Raw genomic sequence first — 18060 nt, forward strand, 5'->3', positions numbered from 1 at the left:
GTTATTATCTGCCGTATCTATTCAGTACGGATCGATCCATGTCTTCTCGCGAAATCCGCATCGCTACCCGTAAGAGCGCACTGGCCCTGTGGCAGGCCGAATACGTCAAGGCCCGACTGGAACAGGCTCACCCGGGGTTGCAGGTGACCCTGGTGCCGATGGTCAGTCGCGGCGACAAGCTGCTGGACTCGCCGCTGTCGAAGATCGGCGGCAAGGGATTGTTCGTCAAGGAACTGGAAACCGCACTGCTCGAGAACGAGGCGGATATCGCCGTGCACTCGATGAAGGACGTGCCGATGGATTTCCCCGAGGGGCTCGGCCTGTTCTGCATCTGCGAGCGTGAAGATCCCCGCGATGCCTTCGTTTCCAATACCCATGCCAGTCTCGATGCGTTGCCGCCGGGTGCGGTGGTCGGCACGTCGAGCCTGCGTCGCCAGGCGCAGTTGCTGACCCGCCGTCCCGACCTGCAGATCCGCTTCCTGCGTGGCAACGTCAACACGCGCCTGGCCAAGCTCGACGCCGGCGAGTACGACGCGATCATCCTGGCGGCGGCGGGGCTGATCCGCCTCGGTTTCGAAGCCCGTATCACCTCGGCCATCAGCGTCGAAGACAGCCTGCCGGCCGGTGGCCAGGGCGCGGTCGGCATCGAGTGCCGTAGCGCCGACAGCGAGATTCATACCCTGCTCGCCCCCCTGCATCACGCCGACACCGCCGTACGGGTCACCGCCGAGCGGGCCTTGAACAAGCACCTCAACGGTGGCTGCCAGGTGCCGATCGCCTGTTATGCCGTGCTCGAAGGCGAGCAGGTCTGGCTGCGTGGCCTGGTCGGCCAGCCCAGCGGCGGCCTGCTGCTGAGCGCCGAAGCGCGCGCGCCGCAAGCGGATGCCCGGGCACTGGGCGTGCGGGTGGCCGAGGACCTGCTGGAGCAGGGCGCGGATGTCATTCTCAAGGCCGTCTATGGCGAGGCCGGCGAGGAATGACCGGTTGGCGTCTGCTGCTGACGCGGCCGACGGATGAGTCGACCGCGCTGGCGGCGGTACTGGCCGAGGCCGGGATCTTCAGCAGTGCCTTGCCGTTGCTGGAAATCGAGCCGCTGGCGGTCGATGGCGCCGGGCTGACGAAGATTCTCAACCTGCCTTTCTATGCAGCGGCGATTGTCGTCAGCAAGCCGGCCGCGCGCCTGGGGCTGGACCTGGTGGATCAGTACTGGCCGCAGCCGCCGCTGCTGCCCTGGTTCACCGTCGGTGCCGCGACGGCTCAACTGCTGGACGACTATGGCCTGCGGGTGGACTACCCGGCGGACGGCGATGACAGCGAGGCCTTGCTCGATCTGCCGGCCTTGCAGGAGGCTCTGGCGCAGCCCGACCCCCGTGTGCTGATCCTGCGCGGAGAGGGTGGTCGCGAACTCCTGGCTGAGCGTTTACGCGGCCAAGGTGCTAGTGTCGACTATCTGGAACTCTATCGTCGCTGCCTGCCGGCGTATGCCGAGGGCACCCTGGTCCGGCGGATTCGCGCGGAACGCCTGAACGGGCTGGTGGTCAGCAGTGGGCAGGGTTTCGAACACCTGCAGCAGTTGGCGCGTGCGGATTGGCCGGAAGTGGCCCGGCTGCCGTTGTTTGTTCCAAGCCCCCGGGTGGCGCAGATGGCCCGTGCCGCCGGGGCACAACATGTTGTGGATTGTCGTGGTGCCAACGCCACGGCTTTGCTGGCGGCGCTACGGGAGTCCCCCGTACCCGCTTTCTGAATGCAAAGGATGGATACGTGAGCGAAACAGCCTTGCCAAAAGAACAAGCTCAACCGGTGCCCGAGGCGCCGGTCAAACCGCCGGTGGCGCCTGTCGAGCGCCGTGGCAATGGTCTGGCGATCCTGGCGTTGCTGCTGGGCGCCGCTGGTGTGGCCGCGGGCGGCTGGGGTGTCTGGCAGGTGCGCAACCTGCAGGCCAATCACCAGCAGCAGGGCGGGCAACTGCAGGACCTGGGCAACCAGGCGCAGTCGCTCAAGCTCAGCGAGCAGCAGTTGGCCACGCGCCTGGATCAGTTGCCGGGTGCCGCCGAACTGGAGGACCGCCGGCGTCTGGTAGCGCAGTTGCAGGGCGATCAGCAACGCCTGAGCCAGCGTCTGGAAAGCGTACTGGGGGCCAGCCGCAAGGACTGGCGCCTGGCCGAGGCCGAGCACTTGCTGCGCCTGGCCACGCTGCGCCTGTCGGCGTTGCAGGACATCACCAGCGCCCTGGCGCTGGTGCAGGGTGCCGACGATATCCTGCGGGAACAGAACGACCCGGGCTCGTTTGCCGCCCGCGAACAGTTGGCCAAGAGCCTGGCGGCGCTGCGCAGTACCGAGCAGCCGGATCGCACCGGGCTGTTCCTGCAACTGGGCGCGTTGCGTGACCAGGTCGCACAGCTCAACGAGCTGGCACCGGAATACAAGGACCGCGGTGATTCCCTGCTGGGCCTGACCTCCGATGGCGACGGCGCCAGTCGCTGGGCGCAGTGGTGGGACGAGATCTCGCGCTATATCCGTATCGACTTCAACGCCAACAAGAACATTCGGCCACTGCTGGCCGGGCAGAGCCTGGCCCAGGTCCGCCTGGCGTTGAGCCTGGCGCTGGAGCAGGCGCAGTGGGCGGCCTTGAACGGCCAGGCCGGGGTGTACACCCAGGCATTGACGGAAGCCCGTGACGTCTTGACCGGCAGCTTCAATCCCGACAACCCGCAGAGCAAGGTCATGGTCGAGCAGCTCAGCGAGCTGAGCAAAAAGCCGGTGACGGTGTTGACCCCGGATCTCGCCGCGACCCTCGGTGCCGTCCAGGCCTATCTCGAACGTCGGCACGTGGAAGCCGATACGCCGGTCAGCGGTAGCGCCAATCCGGCGCAGGAGACCAGCCCATGAAACGGTTTATCGCGATTGCACTGCTGGTCATCGTCGCGGCAGGTCTGTTGGGCTTCGCGATTTCCAGGCATGCCGGCTACGTCCTGATCGCCTATGACAGCTTCCGTTACGAATCCAGCCTGTGGGCATTCCTGGCCGTGCTGCTGGTGTTGTGGCTGGTCTATCGGCTGGTCAGATTCCTTGTCGGGCTGGTCACGGCGTCGAGTTCGGCGGCCAATCCCTGGTCCCGGCGCAACCGCAGCCGGCGCATCCAGCTGGCCATCGAGCAAGGCCAGATGGACCTTGCCGAAGGCCGCTGGGCCAGTGCCCAGAAGCACCTGCACCGGGCTGCCGAGGCAGAACGTCAGCCGCTGCTGTATTACCTCGGTGCGGCGCGCGCGGCCAACGAACAGGGCAAATATGAAGAGTGCGACAGCCTGCTGGAGCGCGCACTGATGCGCCAGCCGCAGGCCGAACTGGCGATTGCGCTGAGTCACGCGCAGTTGCAAGTGGACCGTGGCGACACCGAGGGTGCTTTGGGTACGCTGCAGGCCATGCACGAGTTGCATCCCCACAGTGTCCAGGTGCTGCGCCAGTTGCAGCGCCTGCATCAGCAGCGTGGCGACTGGTCGGCGGTGGTCCGGCTGCTACCTGAACTGCGCAAGGACAAGGCGCTGCCGCAAGCCGAACTGATCGAGCTGGAGCGGCGTGCCTGGGGTGAAAACCTCGGCCTGGCGGCGCGCCGTGAAGAGAACGGTGAAGCCGGCCTGCAATCGCTTGAGCGGGCCTGGCAGCAACTGTCCGCGGCCCAGCGCCAGGAGCCGCAACTGGTGCTGGCCTATGCCGAGCAACTGCGCCAGCTGGGGGCCGAGGTGCAGGCCGAGGAAGTCTTGCGCACGGCGCTCAAGCGTCAGTACGACAGCCATCTGGCTCGTCTGTATGGACTGCTGCGCGGGCGCGATCCGGCTCGCCAGTTGCAGACCGCCGAGGGCTGGCTCAAGGACCACCCGGCCGATGCCAGCCTGTTGCTGACCCTGGGACGCCTGTGTCTGCAGAACAGCCTGTGGGGCAAGGCCCGCGATTACCTGGAAGGCAGCCTGCGGGTGCAACGCAATCCGGAAGCCTGTGCCGAACTGGCCCGGCTCCTGGCCCAGTTGGGAGATACCGAGCGTAGCAACCAGCTGTTCCAGGAAGGCCTTGGCCTGCTGGATGAGCGTTTGCTCGCACTACCTCTGCCGGTGCCGGTCAGCGCCTAGACGAAGTCGCAGGCGGGTGGTCCACGATGGGCGACCCGTCTCAGGCTCCCAGCCTATTTCCCTGTAATGCACTGATACCGAAATCCTACCCTCTACTTAATGGTTTCATAGGATGTCTGTCGGTAATTCCCTACAGGCTTGAGGAATTATCTGCTGCGGCCCGCCTTGAAAGGGCCAAGGCCTTTCCTCTACCGTAACTGCCTGTCTCTCCTGTTACGGAAAAGCCATGTTCTTGGCCCGCTCACGTTCTCTGTTCTCCCTGGCTTTTCTGGCAGCGGCCCTGGTCATGGGGGCATCGTTGTACCTGGAGTATGGAGTCGGGCTGGAGCCGTGCTCGCTGTGCGTGATGCAACGCCTGTTTCTCGGCGGTTTCTGCCTGGTCAGCCTGGTGGGGGCGCTGCATGGCCCCGCGCGCATCGGCCGCTGGGCCTATGGTGCGCTGGGGCTGCTGTTCGCCCTGGCGGGGGCGGCGACCGCGGCCCGGCAGGTGCTGTTGCAGCGGGTGCCGATCGAGGAATTGATGATCTGCCAACCCGGACTGCACTGTCTGATGCAGCAGGTTTCCCCTTTCAAGGCGCTGGTCCTGATGTTCCGGGCCACCGCCGAGTGCGCGCAGATCCACTGGACCCTGTTCGACCTGAGTCTGCCCGAGTGGAGCCTGTTGGCCTTTGTCGGCATGAGTATTCTGGCGATCTATCAGATAGTTGGCCCGGCCACCGGTGCTGAGCGCCGCGCCTGAAGCAACCGGTAGTCGCCCTTCGGATTAAACACTTGTATGAACTTTATCTCCTGCGTACCTTGAAGCGGGTGTCGTGCGGGCATAATCTGGCCCGCACGTGTTATCGCAATTAGGTTGTTCTGTTTGGCCAAGTCAGGATCCTCGGCTTGTACGAGGTGTCGGGCGGCATGACCCAGAAGGGAAGAGATCACCATGCTCGAAAGTTGTCAGAATGCTCAGGAACGCTGGGGTGGAGTGCATCTGCTGATCGACCGCTGGTTGCAGGCGCGTCACGAACTCGTACGGGCCTATGATGCTCTCGGTGCCGAGCCCGGAGCCCTGGCGGACAATCGCCAGCGGTTGCAGGAGTTCTGCGGAGTCCTGGTGGACTACGTGTCGGCCGGTCACTTCGAAATCTACGAACAGCTGACCGGCGAGGCCAAGGCGTTCGGCGACAAGCGCGGGCTGGAACTGGCCGAGACGATCTACCCACGCATCGACGTGATCACCGAGAAACTGCTGGCCTTCAACGACCTGTGCGACGCCGGCAAATGCGTGGCGGAGAAGTTCAAGGAACTCGGTGGCCTGTTGCACGAACGCTTCGAACTTGAGGACTGCCTGATCGAAGTGTTGCACACCGCGCACAAGGATGAAGAGGCGGTCGCCCAGGCCTGAGGTGTAGCGATTCTCCACTGAAAACGGTGCGCATGGCGCGCCGTTTTTCGTTTGTGCGGCAGGCTCAGCTGGCGACGCCCAGCAACTCGATATCGAACACCAGAGGCGTATACGGGGCGATCAGGTCACCCGCGCCATCCGCGCCATAGGCTTGTGCCGAAGGCAGCACCAGACGCCACTTCGCCCCGACCGGCATCTGCGGCAACGCGCTACGCCAGCCATCGATCACACTGTCCAGGCGAAACCATTGCGGTTGGCTGTTCTGGTCGAACACCGTGCCATTGGGCAAGTGCCCGACATAACGCACTTGCACCCGGCCATTGGTTGCCACCTTTGCCCCGGTGCCCTGCGTCAGTTCAGTCACCAGGATGCCGTCGGCCAGCTCGCGAACACCCGGTTTGGCTTTCTCTTCGGCGAGGAATTTTTTCTCGGCTTCGAGGGCGGTTTCGCTTTGCGGTTTCGCCGACTCACCGGCGGTCTGGGCTTCGTGAGCGGCGAGGACCTGCTCGATGCGCTCGTCCTTCAGGGCCAGTGGCTTGCCCTGGTAAGCCTGCTGCAAACCTTCTACCAGTGCCTTGAGCTGCAGGTCCGGAACTTCCTGGCGCAAGCGTTCGCCGAGGCTGGCGCCGAGGCTGTAGGCGAGGTCATGGGCATCGTCGGTTTTTTCTTCTGGCGCGCCATGGGCCAGTGGCAAGACAAGACACAACGACAGCAGTAGATAACGCGACATGGGGACTCTCCGACCTGAGATGCGAAGGATTATGCCAGTGCTGCACGACGGTTGTTGGAGAACCCGCGGCGTCATGAAAAATTGTCGATTGCGGTGTGCTCGACGCCGGTGATGGAGCGCGAAAAAGAGTGGGCGTGCGGTCCGAAAAAACATGACGAAATATCGCCTGTGCGGAAGGAATTTTATCGGCGATTGTCTGGCTCGTCCGAGGATCCCGAAGAACATTTTTTGCAGCATGCAACGCCAGGCATTCGATACTGTCAACATGCCCTAGCGGCGGTAGTCACAGAGGGCTAGTATGAGCCGCACTCACGTCAGCCAGGAGGTAAACCATGTCGGCCACCAAGAAGCCTGTAAATACTCCGTTGCACTTACTCCAACAGTTGTCGGGCAGCCTGCTCGAGCATTTGGAAAACGCTTGTTCCCAAGCCTTGGCTGATGCTGAAAAACTGCTCGCCAAACTGGAAAAGCAACGCGGTAAAGCACAGGAAAAACTGCACAAGTCCCGCACCAAATTGCAGGAAGCCGCTACTGCCGGAAAAGCCAAGGCACAAGCCAAGGCCAAGGCCGCAGTCGGTGAACTGGAAGACCTGCTCGACAAGCTGAAAACCAGCCAATCCGAAACCCGTACCTACATCCTGCAACTCAAGCGCGATGCGCAAGAAAGCCTGAAACTGGCACAAGGTGTTGGTCGTGTGAAAGAAGCGGTGACCAAGGCTCTGTCCACCCGCGCCGCCAAACCTGCCGCACCGGCCAAGGTTGCTGCTGCCAAACCTGCCGCTGCCAAAGCCGCTGCCGCCAAGCCTGCTGCAAAGCCAGTCGCTGCTAAAACTGCTGCCGTCAAGCCTGCTGCAAAGCCAGTCGCTGCTAAAACTGCTGCCGTCAAGCCAGCCGCGAAACCGGCCGCCGCTAAAACCGCTGCTGCCAAACCAGCTGCGAAACCAGTTGCTGCCAAACCTGTTGCCGCCAAGCCAGCCGCGAAACCGGCCGCTGCCAAAATCGCTGCCGCCAAGCCTGCGGCGAAACCAGCCGCCGCCAAACCTGCTGCGGCCAAGCCAGCCGCGAAACCAGTTGCTGCCAAAACCGCTGCGGCCAAGCCAGCGGCGAAACCAGCCGCTGCCAAACCTGCTGCGGCCAAGCCAGCCGCGAAACCAGCTGCTGCTAAAACCGCTGCTGCCAAGCCTGCGGCGAAACCAGCCGCTGCCAAACCTGCTGCGGCCAAGCCAGCCGCGAAACCAGTTGCTGCCAAAACCGCTGCTGCCAAGCCTGCGGCGAAACCAGCCGCTGCCAAACCTGCTGCGGCCAAGCCAGCCGCAAAACCAGCCGTTGCTAAAACCGCCGCTGCCAAGCCGGCGGCAAAGCCCGCTGTAGCCAAACCGGCTGCTGCCAAACCAGCCGTAGCCAAGCCCGCTGCTGCCAAGCCTGCAACTCCGGCACATGCTCCAGCAGCACCGGCACCGACTACAGTCGCTGCACCGGCTCCTGCCGCTACTGCTCCAGCGCCGACTCCGGTCGCCAGCAGCACCCCAACCAGCGCTTCCTAAGCCTGGCTCACCGCGACGCGCAGCTGCTGCAGCGCGTCGCGGTTCAGGTGGGCCGTTTGTGCGGTACTGCCGTCCAGCCACGCCGCGAGGTCGTCGGCAATTCCCTGCGGCCAGTCCCGGCTCAACCTTTCCAGGCGCAACAGCAACTGGCGCTCTGCTTCCAGTTCAAGTGCCTTGACCTGATCCCTCAGCACCTTCAACTCGCTGTCCTGCAGCGCCATGGCCCGCCATTGTCCGCGTAATTGCCTGAGCGGCTGAACCACCTCCACCTGCCAAGGGTGTGCGACCCGGCACAACTGCGCCAATCGCTCAGGCTCGCAACTGACGCCACGCACCCCCAGCCAGGCCGCGCAGAGCAGCAGGCAGACATTGGCCCCCTGCGCTTGCAGCGCCAGGCAAGCCTCTTCCACGCCGGGCCGGGTATAAGTCTCAAGAGAAAACGTCCACAAGTCAGCATGCATGGTTCGATCCGCGCCAGTTGCGAGGGAAGCTGGTAGACTCCGCCGCCATTATGATTCGACTTCAGAACCTGACTTTACAGCGTGGCCCGCAACGTCTGCTAGAAGACGCCGAGCTGACCCTGCACGCCGGCCATAAAGCCGGCCTCATCGGTGCCAACGGCGCCGGCAAATCCAGTTTGTTCGCCCTGCTGCGGGGTGAGCTGCACCCGGACTCGGGTGACTGCTTCCTGCCGGCCGATTGGCGTATCGCCCACATGCGCCAGGAGGTCGATACCCTCGAACGCCTGGCGGTCGACTATGTGCTCGATGGCGACATACGCCTGCGCCAGGTGCAACACGACCTGGCGGCGGCCGAGGCGGCCCACGATGGCGCCGCCCAGGCGCGCCTGCACGCGGAGCTCGACAGTGCCGACGGCTACACCGCCGACGCGCGCGCGCGCAAGCTGTTGGCCGGACTGGGCTTCACCAACGAGCAGATGGATCGCCAGGTCGGCGATTTCTCCGGTGGCTGGCGGATGCGCCTGAACCTGGCGCAGGCGCTGATGTGCCCGTCGGACCTGTTGCTGCTCGACGAGCCGACCAACCACCTCGACCTCGACGCGATCATCTGGCTGGAAGAGTGGCTCAAGAGCTACCCCGGCACCTTGCTGCTGATCTCCCACGACCGCGACTTCCTCGATGAAGTGGTCGATCATGTCGCCCATGTCGACCAGCGCAAGATCACCCTCTACCGTGGCGGCTACACCGCGTTCGAGCGCGCCCGTGCGGAACGTCTGGCCCAGCAGCAACAGGCCTACGAGAAGCAGCAGGCGCAGCGTGCGCACATGGAAAGTTATATCGCCCGCTTCAAGGCCCAGGCTACCAAGGCCCGTCAGGCCCAGAGCCGGATCAAGGCCCTGGAGCGGATGGAAGAACTGTCGGCGGCCCACGTCGATTCGCCGTTCGACTTCACCTTCCGCGAGTCGCACAAGATCTCCAGCCCGTTGCTGGATTTGTCCGATGCCCGTCTGGGTTATGGTGAAAAAACCATCCTGGAGAAGGTCAAGCTGCAGCTGACCCCGGGTGCCCGGATCGGTCTGCTCGGCCCCAACGGCGCGGGCAAGTCGACGCTGATCAAGAACCTTGCCGGCGAGCTGTCACCATTGGCGGGGCGTATGACCCGCGGTGAAAACACCGTGGTCGGCTACTTTGCCCAGCACCAGCTCGACTCGCTGGACGCCAAGGCCAGCCCGCTGCTGCATCTGCAACGCCTGGCACCGGCCGAGCGCGAACAGACCCTGCGCGACTTCCTCGGTGGATTCGACTTCCGTGGCGCACGCATCGACGAGCCGGTGCTGAACTTCTCCGGCGGTGAAAAAGCCCGCCTGGCGCTGGCCCTGATCGCCTGGGAACGGCCGAACCTGCTACTGCTCGACGAACCGACCAACCACCTGGACCTGGAAATGCGCCTGGCGCTGACCATGGCCTTGCAGGAGTTCAGCGGTGCGGTGCTGGTGGTTTCCCACGATCGCCATCTGCTCAAGAGCACCACCGACAATTTCTACCTGGTGGCCGACGGCAAGGTCGAGGAATTCGACGGCGACCTGGAAGACTATGCCCGCTGGCTGGTCGAGTATCGCCAGCGCAACGCCCCGGTCAGCAACACGCCGGTGAATGCCGACAAGACCGACAAGAAGGCCCAGCGCCAGGCCGCTGCCGCGTTGCGTCAGCAACTGGCCCCGCACAAGCGTGAGGCCGACAAGCTCGAAGCCGAGCTGGGCAAGTTGCACGAGCGGCTGGCGAAGATCGAAGTGAGCCTCGGTGACAGCGCGGTCTACGAAGCGGCCCGCAAGGACGAGTTGCGTGACCTGCTGGCCGATCAGGCCAAGCTCAAGGTGCGTGAGGCGGAACTCGAAGAGGCCTGGATGGAAGCCCTGGAACTGCTGGAAAGCATGCAGGCGGAGCTTGAAGCGCTGTCCTGACCGATGTTTGTCCGACAAAAAACGATGGTCAATTTCACGCCCGCGGATTAGCTTAGAGGTTTGTTGAAACTCTATATCCGAGGTGCGTGATGCTGATTGAGACGTGGCTGGCCTTTTTCGCGGCATGCTGGGTGATCAGCCTGTCTCCCGGTGCCGGCGCGATTGCCTCGATGTCCAGCGGCCTGCAATACGGTTTCCTGCGTGGTTACTGGAACGCCCTTGGCCTGCAACTGGGCCTGGCGGCACAGATCGCAGTGATCGCCGCCGGTGTCGGCGCGGTCCTGACCGCCTCGGCAACAGCCTTCTATGCCATCAAGTGGTTCGGCGTTGTGTACCTGGTGTACCTGGCGGTCAAGCAGTGGCGTGCGTTGCCCAGCGACATGACCGAGGAAGCCACGATCCGCCCGGTCGGCAAGCCGCTGACCCTGATGTTCCGCGGTTTCCTGGTTAACGTCAGCAACCCCAAGGCCCTGGTGTTCATGCTCGCGGTGCTGCCGCAGTTCATCGATCCCCACGCGCCGCTGCTGCATCAGTACCTGATCCTGGGCGTGACCATGATCGGCGTCGACATGATTGTCATGGCCGGTTACACCGGCCTGGCGGCCAAGGTCCTGCGCCTGCTGCGCACGCCCAAGCAACAGCGCCGGATGAACCGGACCTTTGCCGGATTGTTCGTGGGTGCGGCGGGATTCCTGGCGACTCTGCACAAGGCCACGACCTGAGGTTCATCTTCGCCTGGGCGGACGTTTTCGCCGGCAAGCCGGCTCCTACAAGTCCGCGTCCGACGCAAATCCTGTAGGAGCCGGCTTGCCGGCGATGAACGATAACGCGGTCGCGGATCAGTTCAGAATCCGTGGCGCCTCATCCGGTGGCAGGTTGTTGCGTTGCAGCGGCTGGCGTGCGTCGGGGTACACATCCGGGCCGCCCAGTTGCATGCTCAACTGCCGCGCGACATCCTCGCCCAGGGACTTGGATACATCGCGTACCACCCGTGGACGGTTCAGCGAAACGCGGACATCCCGGCTGTTGACCAGCTTGGTATCCTGGCCTTCGCCCATGGCGGTGAACGCCGAGGTGATCTCGTAGGTACGGGTGTTGATCAGGCTGAAATCGCCCACCAGCGTCAGCCCCAGTACCGCGGAATAACTGTTGGTGTTGGCCAGTTCATTGATGTCCTGGGTGAAGTCGATATCCGAGACGGTGCCGAACAGCACATAGTCGGCACCCTTGAAGCTGCCGCCCTTGATCCGCTTGATCACGTCGTAGACATCGCCCTTGGAGCTGGCGGTGTAGGGCGTGCTCTGGATCAGCTGGAACATGCCGCTGCGCAGGATCTCGCCCTTGATATCGCCGGTGAACTTGCGCAGTTCGCCTTGCTCGATATAGCTGCTTCGGCTCTCGTACTCGTCGTAGCTCGACGAGCCGGAGGCGCCGTAATAGCTCTGCTGGTAGTTGTTGCGCGCCGAGACGCTGCGGATGTACTGCTCCACTTGCGCCTGATACGCCAGGTCAGCCACCGCGACCTTCGGCGCGGCCTGCACGCCAAAGGCGCAGGCCAGGCCGATAATGCCAATCCATGCTCGCATCGTTCAACGCTCCGTGGTTTTGCGAATCTCTTTCTCGTCCATCCATTCGGCCAGGCCGCTTTCAACGTCGATCAGCTGCAGGCTGAACTTGTAGAACACGTCCTTGTAGTCGCTGCTGCGCTTGACGATCGAGCTGATCGAGCCTTCCAGGCGGTACTTGGCGGCGATCATGTTGCCAGTCTTGCTGACGGTGCTCTTCTTGTACAGGCCGCTCTGGTTCTGCAGCTTGAGCTGGTCGACCTGGCTCTGCATCTCGGTATTGTCGCTGGCGAAGCGGGCGGTGCCGGACTTCATCAGCTGGGTCTTGATCGAGGTGGTGATCTCGCGGGTGTCGATGTATTCGCTGGTCTTGTTCTTCACGTCATACACCTGCACCACCGGGCGCCCTTGCAGGATGCCGGACTGGGCCAGGGAGCGGGTCATGGACTCGGCGATCATCTGCAGGTCGGTGGAGCCGAACTCGTTGGTGACCAGTTCGACGGCCTTGGTGTCACCGTAGCTGATGTTCTTCCCGCCCAGGACCGGCGAGGTGTTCTGGGCACAACCGCTGGCCAGCAGGGCGACAACGGCGAGGAGTGAAAAGCGTGCAAACATGGAGAGGCTCTCTTCAAAGGGGCGCAAAGGGCGGCGGCGCATCAAGGGGTTTTGACTTCCAGGCGGAAGTCGGTGGCCTTCGGTGTCGGGGCGATACCCGGCAGGAAGGTGCTCTGGGCGCCATACAGGCCCAGGGTCTTCCAGGTTTCCTCGTCGGCGACCGGGAAGCCGTCGTTGCCCAGCCAGGCAAAGCGGTAGTACATCATCTTGTTCTTGGTGCGGGTGTTGCTCAGTTGCACCTTGACGGTCAGGAAGCCGTTTTCCCGGGCGACGCGAATGGCACCGACCTGGATATCTTCCATATCACCCATGGCGACGATCTTGCTCGCGGCACTCCCCGGCGCCGGGGGTGGTGGTGGGGTGGCACAACCGGCCAGCAGGGCCAGGGCAACGACAGCTGTCAGTTTGAAGCGCATGCGAAAGACTCCGTTCTCAAGGTTGTTTGATGCTGGCCACGGCCGTTGGGTTGGCGCTCGGGATCACCTGGGCCGCCAGGCCGCTGGTGAACACCTGGTTGCCGACGGCGCGCAGGCTGATGACCTGGTAGCGGCGGTCGATGGTGACCTTGACCAGTGAGCCGCCGACGGCACTTGGCAGCGACACCTGGTGTTCGCCTTTCTTCAACCGCAGGCGCACCACCTGGGTGGTGTCCGGCAGGGTACGCCAGGTGCGGGTATCGGCGCCTTCCAGGACGGCTGAGGTGATGCCCACGGCCAGGGCTGCCATCGGGTTGACCTTGTTCAGGTTCTTCTGGGCGATGCCGCGGCTGATGGCCCGCACGCTGGTACGCAGGATGATGCCCGGCATGTCGTCGCGCAGGGCGCGGCGGGACATGGCGTCGGTGCTGTTGAGCGCGGTCAGGTTGACGGGCTGGCCGTCGACGCCGATTTGCGTGAAGCCCTGGGTCGAGGTGTCGGACTTGATGATCGGGAACGACAGCGGGGTGATGACGATGCCGTTGTCGATCGGCAGTGGCAGTGGAATGCGTATCGAGTCGCGGGCCGGCGCCAGGCCGCTCTGCACGACGATCAGGATGTCGCTGTCCTCATCCTTGCCGGCGGGTTTGTCGAGGTTGACCAGGGCCTGTTCCAGCAGCGGGGTGTTGGGGCGTAGCTCGGCCGCCTGGCGATAGCCCGGCGCGGCCAGGTCCTTTTCGCCGAGGGCTTCGTAGACATACCCGGCCAGGTAATGGCTGAACGCGCTCTGGTAGCTGTTCTTCAGGCCGACCACTTCCGGGGCGTTGAGGCTGGCCACCGGATAGCCCTGGAGATCCTTGTATTGGGTCTTGATCCCCTGCTGGTCAGCCTCTTCCTCGCTCTTGAGGTACTGCTTGTCACGCAGGTCGGCGATCACCGCTTCCCGTTCGTGGGTCTTCTTGATGGCGGTGCGAGCATTCTCGAAGTCGTTGACGGCGAGGAAGTTCAGCGCCATCTGCGTGGTCAGCATGACCTTCTCGTAGTCGTAGCCTTCGTACTTGCGCACCTTGTCATTGACCAGGAAGCTGCCGAACTGGGCGACGTACTTGGCGGTGTCCAGCTTGACGTCATCTTCCCAGTGGCCGACCTCCTGGTCGGCATGGCCCCAGGCCTGCTGGCTGCCGGGCAGATCGCCCCTGGCACGCAGCAGCTCGCCTTTCTCGAAGTAATAGAGCAGGTCGCGGTCTTCGCTGCTGTTGTTCTTGTCGAGCATGGCCAATGCCGCGTCGACATTGCCCGAGGCCAGTTGCTGGCTGGTTTGCGTCAGCTCGCTGTCGTAGTTGCGAAATACCGAGCAGCCGGAGAGCAAGGTAACCGCGCCCAGGGCAATTAAAAGGCGAGTGCAGGATGTCATGACGATATCTTCCCTGATGAAAAGCAGCCGGGAATGCGGGTCAGGCTGAAGGGGACCCATTGGCAGGTCAGATCGCTTTCCTGCCAATTCCTCATAAAAAGAGGCGCTTTAATTTCTTATGGCCATAACATCGGCGCGGCATTATAGGCTCCAGTGCTGGCGATGTAATGGCTTTTTTGTGCCGGGTTTGTGATGCGGTTCGGCTTGTGACGTGGATCTGTTCGCCGGGCTGCACACGTCCTTTCATGGCTTTCGGTACGAAGCCGAAACCCGGTTTTGTTGTCGCTGCATCACGTTAAGTGGGGCGATGTGAGCTGTCGACGTGCAGGGGGAGGCAGATGCTGTGGGAAGCGGCTGACGCTAGCGAGGAAATGTCCGGTTTCCGATGACGCGCAGGCTGATGACCTGGAATGGCCGGTCGATGGTGAAGCTCACCGGCGGGCTTGCGGAGGCCAGGGGCAGGCTCAACCGGTGCTGGCCCGGCTTGAGTCGCAGGCGTACGACATAGGTGTTGTCCGGCAGGGTGCGCCAGGTTCGGGTGTCGGCTTGCTCGAAAGGCGCTTCGACGATGTATTTCGCTTTCTCCGGGTGTTTTTTATTGTCCAGGGCCTGTGCCTGCGCGTTGAGGGTGGCGCGCCAGCGGGTGCGCTGGATGATTCCCGGCATGTCGTCACGCAGGGTGCGCAGGGACATGTCGGTAATGCTGTTGAGCAGGGTCAGGGGCTGTTTACGCCCATCGACGCTGATTGAGCCGGGCTTGGGCGTCGAGGTATCCGGCACCAGTATGGGAAAGGACACGATGGAGGTAATGGCCTGGCCGTCCTGCATCTGCACCGCAAAGGGCAGGCGTACTGAACTGCGTGCCGGTGCCAGGCCGCTCTGGACAATGATCAGTACATCGCTGCCACGGGCCGACTCCGGGGGCTTGCCGAGGTTCGACAGGGCTTGTTCGAGAAAGGGTGTGTTCGGGCGCAGTTCGATGGCCTGTCGATAACCGGGGGCCGCGAGATCGCGTTCGCCCAGTGCCTCGTAGACAAAACCGGCCAGATAGTGACTGAACGCACTCTGGTAGCCGTTTTTCAGCGCGAGCACTTCGGGCGCGTCGAGGATCGCCACCGGATAGCCTTGCAGATCCTTGTAGCGCAGGCTGATGCCTTGCTCCCGGGCTTCGGTTTCCAGCCGCAGGTATTCCTTGTCGCGCAATTGGGCGATCTGCGCTTCGCGCTCATGGGTTTTCCTGATATCGACCCGGGCACCATCGAAGTCGTGCAGGGCCAGCAGGTTGAGGGCCATCTGGGTGGTCAGCATGACCTTTTCGTAGTCGTAACCGTCGTAGCGGCGGACCTTGTCGTTGATCGACATCGTGCCCAGCTCGGCCAGGAGCTTGATGTAATCGAAGTCCGTCGAGTCCTCGCGCTGGAACACGGCGCGGTCCGCGGTCCGCCAGGCGCCCTGGCTGGCGAGCAGGTCGCCCTTGGCCCGCAGCAACTCGCCTTTCTCCAGGTAATACAGCAGGTCCTTGGCGTCCCAGGGGTTATGGCGTTCGAGCAGGTACAACGCCTCGTCGACATTGCCGGCGGCCAGCTGCTCGTTGGTCATCTGCAGTTCGTCGTTGTAATTGCGGTAGGCGGCACAGCTACCCAGCAGGCAGCAGAGCAACAAGCAAGTGAAGAGGCGCAAACCCATTTGCGTATGGCTTCCCTCGAGTCCGGAAGTGGTTCGATTGTGCATTGCCAGCACAGGACAGGTCGCAGAAGCGGCGTGTTGGTGCCCGGGCGCGTCCATGGACTTTCCGCCAGATGTTTTACTTTCTTCCTTGCCGAAGTGCCACGGCTGTTTGCGTTCCGCTCGAAATTTGCGCCGCTGATGCGCACAGCGCTTGAGTGAAGGGCAGTGAGAGGGAACAATGTGTTACTTCGCATTTCCATTTAGGTTGTTTCAATGATTGTTCCCACGCGTTTCCTGGCCTGGCTGATGCTGCCGATGTTCGCCCTATGCAGCTCCAACCTGCTGGCGAACACGGTGGAAGGCGCTCCTCAGGCCCTGCACCTGATCGATTACATCGGCGCGGACTATCCGGCCACGGTGGCGGATGGCAAGGTCATCGACGAAACCGAATACCACGAACAACTGGAATTCCTCACCGCGCTGCAAAAGCTGATCGTCGCGCTGCCGGCCCGTGCCGAGCGGGCGGAGCTGGAGCAGGGCGTGGTCGACCTGCGCACGGCCATCAGCCAGCGCCAGGACGGTCCGCTGGTCGCGCGCCAGGCCCGGCAACTGGGGGCAAGGCTGGCGGTGACCTATGAGGTCAGCCAGGCCCCGGCCATTACCCCTGATCCAAGCCGTGGCGCTCCGCTCTACGCCCAGCAGTGCTCGGTCTGCCACGGCGACACGGGGGCCGGCGACGGTCCGGCGGGTGTCGGCCTGACGCCGTCACCGGCCAACCTGCGGGACGCGGCGCGCCTGGATCGCCTGAGCCTCTATGGCATCTACAACACCCTGACCCTGGGCGTCGAAGGCACGGACATGCCGTCGTTCGCCGACCAGCTCGATGAGCGTCAGCGCTGGGACCTGGCCACCTATATCGCCGGCTTCAGTGCCGCGCCGGTGGCGAAGACCGACAAGATCTACAACCTGGCCGACCTGGCCCGCCAGACCCCGGGTGAAGTGCAGGCTGGTGAAGGCAACGAGGCCGCCGCGCTGTTCCGCGCCCAGCGTGCCCAGCCGCCGCAGGTCAAGCGTGGCCCGGCGCAGTTGCTCGACTACACCGGCGCGACCCTCGACAAGAGCCTGGCGGCCTACCGCGCCGGTGACCATGAGCAGGCCTACGACCTGTCCGTGGCGGCCTACCTGGAAGGCTTCGAACTGGTCGAAAGCTCCCTGGACAATGTCGACGCCACCGTGCGCAAGGACACCGAGAAGTCACTGATGGCCTATCGGCAATCCCTGCAGGACGGCTTGCCGGTCGAGCAGGCCGAACAGCGCCTGGCGTTTGCCAGGGACAAGCTCAAGGAGTCCGCCGGCTTGCTCGGCAACGACGGCCTGAGCCAATCCCTGAGCTTTATCTCGGGCCTGCTGATCCTGCTGCGCGAGGGCCTGGAAGCGATCCTGGTGCTGGCGGCGATCCTCGCTTTCCTGCGCAACACCGGCCAGCAGTCGGCGGTACGCAGCGTCAATATCGGCTGGGGCCTGGCCTTGCTGGCGGGGCTCGGGACCTGGGCGCTGGCGGCCTATGTGATCGATGTCAGCGGCGCCCAGCGTGAGTTGCTGGAAGGTTGTACGGCGCTGTTCGCCAGTGTGATGGTGCTCTGGCTCGGCGTGTGGATGCACGATCGCCGACACGCCGCGGCCTGGCAGGATTACATCAAGAGCAGCCTGGTCAGCGGTGGCGGCCGTTTCGGTTTCGCGATCCTGGCGTTCTTCTCGGTGTACCGCGAGTTGTTCGAAGTGATCCTGTTCTATGAAACCCTCTGGCTGCAGGCCGGCCCGGCCGGGCACAACGCGGTGCTGGCGGGCGGTGCGACGGCGCTGGTGCTGTTGATCGGCCTGGCCTGGGTGATCCTGCGCGGCTCGGCGAAGCTGCCGCTGGCGCTGTTCTTCGGCATCAATGCCGGGTTGCTGTGCGCACTGTCGGTGGTGTTTGCCGGCCATGGCGTCAAGGCCTTGCAGGAAGCCGGGATCTTCGGCACGCGGCCGGTGGCGTTCTTCGACTTCGATTGGCTGGGGATCCATGCCGACGCCTACTCCCTGGGCGCCCAGGCAGTGGCCTTGCTGGCGATCATCGTGCTCTACAGCCGCAGCAAGCTGGCGGAGAAGCGCCGGTTGCAGGCTTCCTGA

The 18060-nt window shown here is 63.5% G+C and carries 17 protein-coding genes; 10 read left to right on the forward strand and 7 right to left on the reverse strand.

Annotated features, from left to right (window positions below):
* The first annotated feature begins 38 nt into the window (after window positions 1-38).
* The 6 genes from hemC to rsd all read left to right on the forward strand — a co-directional run bounded on the left by hemC (window position 39) and on the right by rsd (window position 5517).
* Window positions 39-980 (forward strand): hydroxymethylbilane synthase, encoded by a 942-nt coding sequence (gene hemC, locus HX851_RS00305; RefSeq protein WP_177058288.1) that lies wholly within the window; start codon window positions 39-41, stop codon window positions 978-980.
* A complete protein-coding gene (locus HX851_RS00310; RefSeq protein ID WP_177064522.1) occupies window positions 977-1744 on the forward strand; it encodes a uroporphyrinogen-III synthase in 768 nt (255 codons plus the stop codon). The genes hemC and HX851_RS00310 overlap by 4 nt, the downstream gene beginning before the upstream one ends.
* Window positions 1745-1761: 17 nt before the next feature.
* Entirely contained in the window at window positions 1762-2889 is a 1128-nt protein-coding gene (locus HX851_RS00315; protein WP_177058286.1) for a uroporphyrinogen-III C-methyltransferase, read from the forward strand.
* Window positions 2886-4124, forward strand: a complete 1239-nt coding sequence (locus HX851_RS00320) for a heme biosynthesis protein HemY (protein WP_177058285.1) — start codon at window positions 2886-2888, stop codon at window positions 4122-4124. The genes HX851_RS00315 and HX851_RS00320 overlap by 4 nt, the downstream gene beginning before the upstream one ends.
* Before the next feature lie 226 nt (window positions 4125-4350).
* A complete protein-coding gene (locus HX851_RS00325; protein ID WP_177064524.1) occupies window positions 4351-4863 on the forward strand; it encodes a disulfide bond formation protein B in 513 nt (170 codons plus the stop codon).
* Window positions 4864-5055: 192 nt separating this feature from the next.
* On the forward strand, window positions 5056-5517 hold the full coding sequence (gene rsd, locus HX851_RS00330) for a sigma D regulator (RefSeq protein WP_177058283.1): 462 nt from the start codon (window positions 5056-5058) through the stop codon (window positions 5515-5517).
* 64 nt (window positions 5518-5581) lie between these two features.
* Here the strand turns inward: rsd and HX851_RS00335 are convergent, their stop codons facing one another.
* Window positions 5582-6247, reverse strand: coding sequence for an FKBP-type peptidyl-prolyl cis-trans isomerase (locus tag HX851_RS00335; RefSeq protein ID WP_177064525.1), 666 nt, complete (start codon window positions 6245-6247; stop codon window positions 5582-5584).
* A 332-nt stretch (window positions 6248-6579) separates the two neighbouring features.
* Between HX851_RS00335 and HX851_RS00340 the strand changes: the two genes are divergently transcribed.
* Window positions 6580-7791, forward strand: a complete 1212-nt coding sequence (locus HX851_RS00340) for an AlgP family protein (protein ID WP_177064526.1) — start codon at window positions 6580-6582, stop codon at window positions 7789-7791.
* Here HX851_RS00340 and HX851_RS00345 read toward each other — a convergent pair.
* Window positions 7788-8252 carry a TIGR02444 family protein gene (locus HX851_RS00345; RefSeq protein WP_177058280.1) on the reverse strand — a complete coding sequence of 155 codons (465 nt, stop codon included), beginning with the start codon at window positions 8250-8252 and terminating at the stop codon, window positions 7788-7790. The two genes, HX851_RS00340 and HX851_RS00345, sit on opposite strands and share 4 nt — an antisense overlap.
* 50 nt (window positions 8253-8302) lie before the next feature.
* Here HX851_RS00345 and HX851_RS00350 point away from each other — a divergent pair, with 50 nt between their 5' ends.
* Both HX851_RS00350 and HX851_RS00355 read left to right on the forward strand, forming a co-directional pair.
* The gene (locus tag HX851_RS00350; protein WP_177064530.1) at window positions 8303-10213 is read left to right on the forward strand and encodes an ATP-binding cassette domain-containing protein; all 1911 of its coding nucleotides are present in this window, start codon (window positions 8303-8305) and stop codon (window positions 10211-10213) included.
* 89 nt (window positions 10214-10302) lie between these two features.
* Window positions 10303-10935 (forward strand): LysE family transporter, encoded by a 633-nt coding sequence (locus HX851_RS00355; protein ID WP_177058278.1) that lies wholly within the window; start codon window positions 10303-10305, stop codon window positions 10933-10935.
* Between the two features lie 117 nt (window positions 10936-11052).
* Here HX851_RS00355 and HX851_RS00360 read toward each other — a convergent pair whose 3' ends face one another.
* The 5 genes from HX851_RS00360 to HX851_RS00380 form a co-directional block, all read right to left on the reverse strand.
* The gene (locus tag HX851_RS00360) at window positions 11053-11799 is read right to left on the reverse strand and encodes a penicillin-binding protein activator LpoB (protein WP_177058277.1); all 747 of its coding nucleotides are present in this window, start codon (window positions 11797-11799) and stop codon (window positions 11053-11055) included.
* A gap of 3 nt (window positions 11800-11802) precedes the next feature.
* Entirely contained in the window at window positions 11803-12393 is a 591-nt protein-coding gene (gene lpoB / locus HX851_RS00365; protein ID WP_177058276.1) for a penicillin-binding protein activator LpoB, read from the reverse strand.
* A gap of 41 nt (window positions 12394-12434) precedes the next feature.
* On the reverse strand, window positions 12435-12809 hold the full coding sequence (locus HX851_RS00370) for a YcfL family putative periplasmic lipoprotein (protein ID WP_177058275.1): 375 nt from the start codon (window positions 12807-12809) through the stop codon (window positions 12435-12437).
* A 16-nt stretch (window positions 12810-12825) separates the two neighbouring features.
* Complete coding sequence (locus HX851_RS00375) at window positions 12826-14223, reverse strand: COG3014 family protein (protein WP_177058274.1); 1398 nt, start codon at window positions 14221-14223, stop codon at window positions 12826-12828.
* Between the two features lie 360 nt (window positions 14224-14583).
* Window positions 14584-15909, reverse strand: a complete 1326-nt coding sequence (locus HX851_RS00380; protein ID WP_177058273.1) for a COG3014 family protein — start codon at window positions 15907-15909, stop codon at window positions 14584-14586.
* Between the two features lie 255 nt (window positions 15910-16164).
* On the opposite strand from HX851_RS00380, the gene HX851_RS00385 reads away from it, so the two are divergent.
* Entirely contained in the window at window positions 16165-18060 is a 1896-nt protein-coding gene (locus HX851_RS00385; RefSeq protein WP_177064532.1) for an FTR1 family protein, read from the forward strand.

This window comes from Pseudomonas gingeri (assembly GCF_013385635.1).
GTDB classification, from domain to species: domain Bacteria; phylum Pseudomonadota; class Gammaproteobacteria; order Pseudomonadales; family Pseudomonadaceae; genus Aquipseudomonas; species Aquipseudomonas gingeri_A.

Excerpts from the sequence above, each read along its gene's own strand:
- hemC (WP_177058288.1), top strand. The coding sequence starts at position 39 with ATGTCTTCTCGCGAAATCCGCATCGCTACCCGTAAGAGCGCACTGGCC.
- HX851_RS00310 (WP_177064522.1), top strand. The coding sequence starts at position 977 with ATGACCGGTTGGCGTCTGCTGCTGACGCGGCCGACGGATGAGTCGACC.
- HX851_RS00320 (WP_177058285.1), top strand. The coding sequence starts at position 2,886 with ATGAAACGGTTTATCGCGATTGCACTGCTGGTCATCGTCGCGGCAGGT.
- HX851_RS00325 (WP_177064524.1), top strand. The coding sequence starts at position 4,351 with ATGTTCTTGGCCCGCTCACGTTCTCTGTTCTCCCTGGCTTTTCTGGCA.
- rsd (WP_177058283.1), top strand. The coding sequence starts at position 5,056 with ATGCTCGAAAGTTGTCAGAATGCTCAGGAACGCTGGGGTGGAGTGCAT.
- HX851_RS00335 (WP_177064525.1), bottom strand. The coding sequence starts at position 6,247 with ATGTCGCGTTATCTACTGCTGTCGTTGTGTCTTGTCTTGCCACTGGCC.
- HX851_RS00340 (WP_177064526.1), top strand. The coding sequence starts at position 6,580 with ATGTCGGCCACCAAGAAGCCTGTAAATACTCCGTTGCACTTACTCCAA.
- HX851_RS00345 (WP_177058280.1), bottom strand. The coding sequence starts at position 8,252 with ATGCATGCTGACTTGTGGACGTTTTCTCTTGAGACTTATACCCGGCCC.
- HX851_RS00350 (WP_177064530.1), top strand. The coding sequence starts at position 8,303 with ATGATTCGACTTCAGAACCTGACTTTACAGCGTGGCCCGCAACGTCTG.
- HX851_RS00355 (WP_177058278.1), top strand. The coding sequence starts at position 10,303 with ATGCTGATTGAGACGTGGCTGGCCTTTTTCGCGGCATGCTGGGTGATC.
- HX851_RS00360 (WP_177058277.1), bottom strand. The coding sequence starts at position 11,799 with ATGCGAGCATGGATTGGCATTATCGGCCTGGCCTGCGCCTTTGGCGTG.
- lpoB (WP_177058276.1), bottom strand. The coding sequence starts at position 12,393 with ATGTTTGCACGCTTTTCACTCCTCGCCGTTGTCGCCCTGCTGGCCAGC.
- HX851_RS00370 (WP_177058275.1), bottom strand. The coding sequence starts at position 12,809 with ATGCGCTTCAAACTGACAGCTGTCGTTGCCCTGGCCCTGCTGGCCGGT.
- HX851_RS00375 (WP_177058274.1), bottom strand. The coding sequence starts at position 14,223 with ATGACATCCTGCACTCGCCTTTTAATTGCCCTGGGCGCGGTTACCTTG.
- HX851_RS00380 (WP_177058273.1), bottom strand. The coding sequence starts at position 15,909 with ATGGGTTTGCGCCTCTTCACTTGCTTGTTGCTCTGCTGCCTGCTGGGT.
- HX851_RS00385 (WP_177064532.1), top strand. The coding sequence starts at position 16,165 with ATGATTGTTCCCACGCGTTTCCTGGCCTGGCTGATGCTGCCGATGTTC.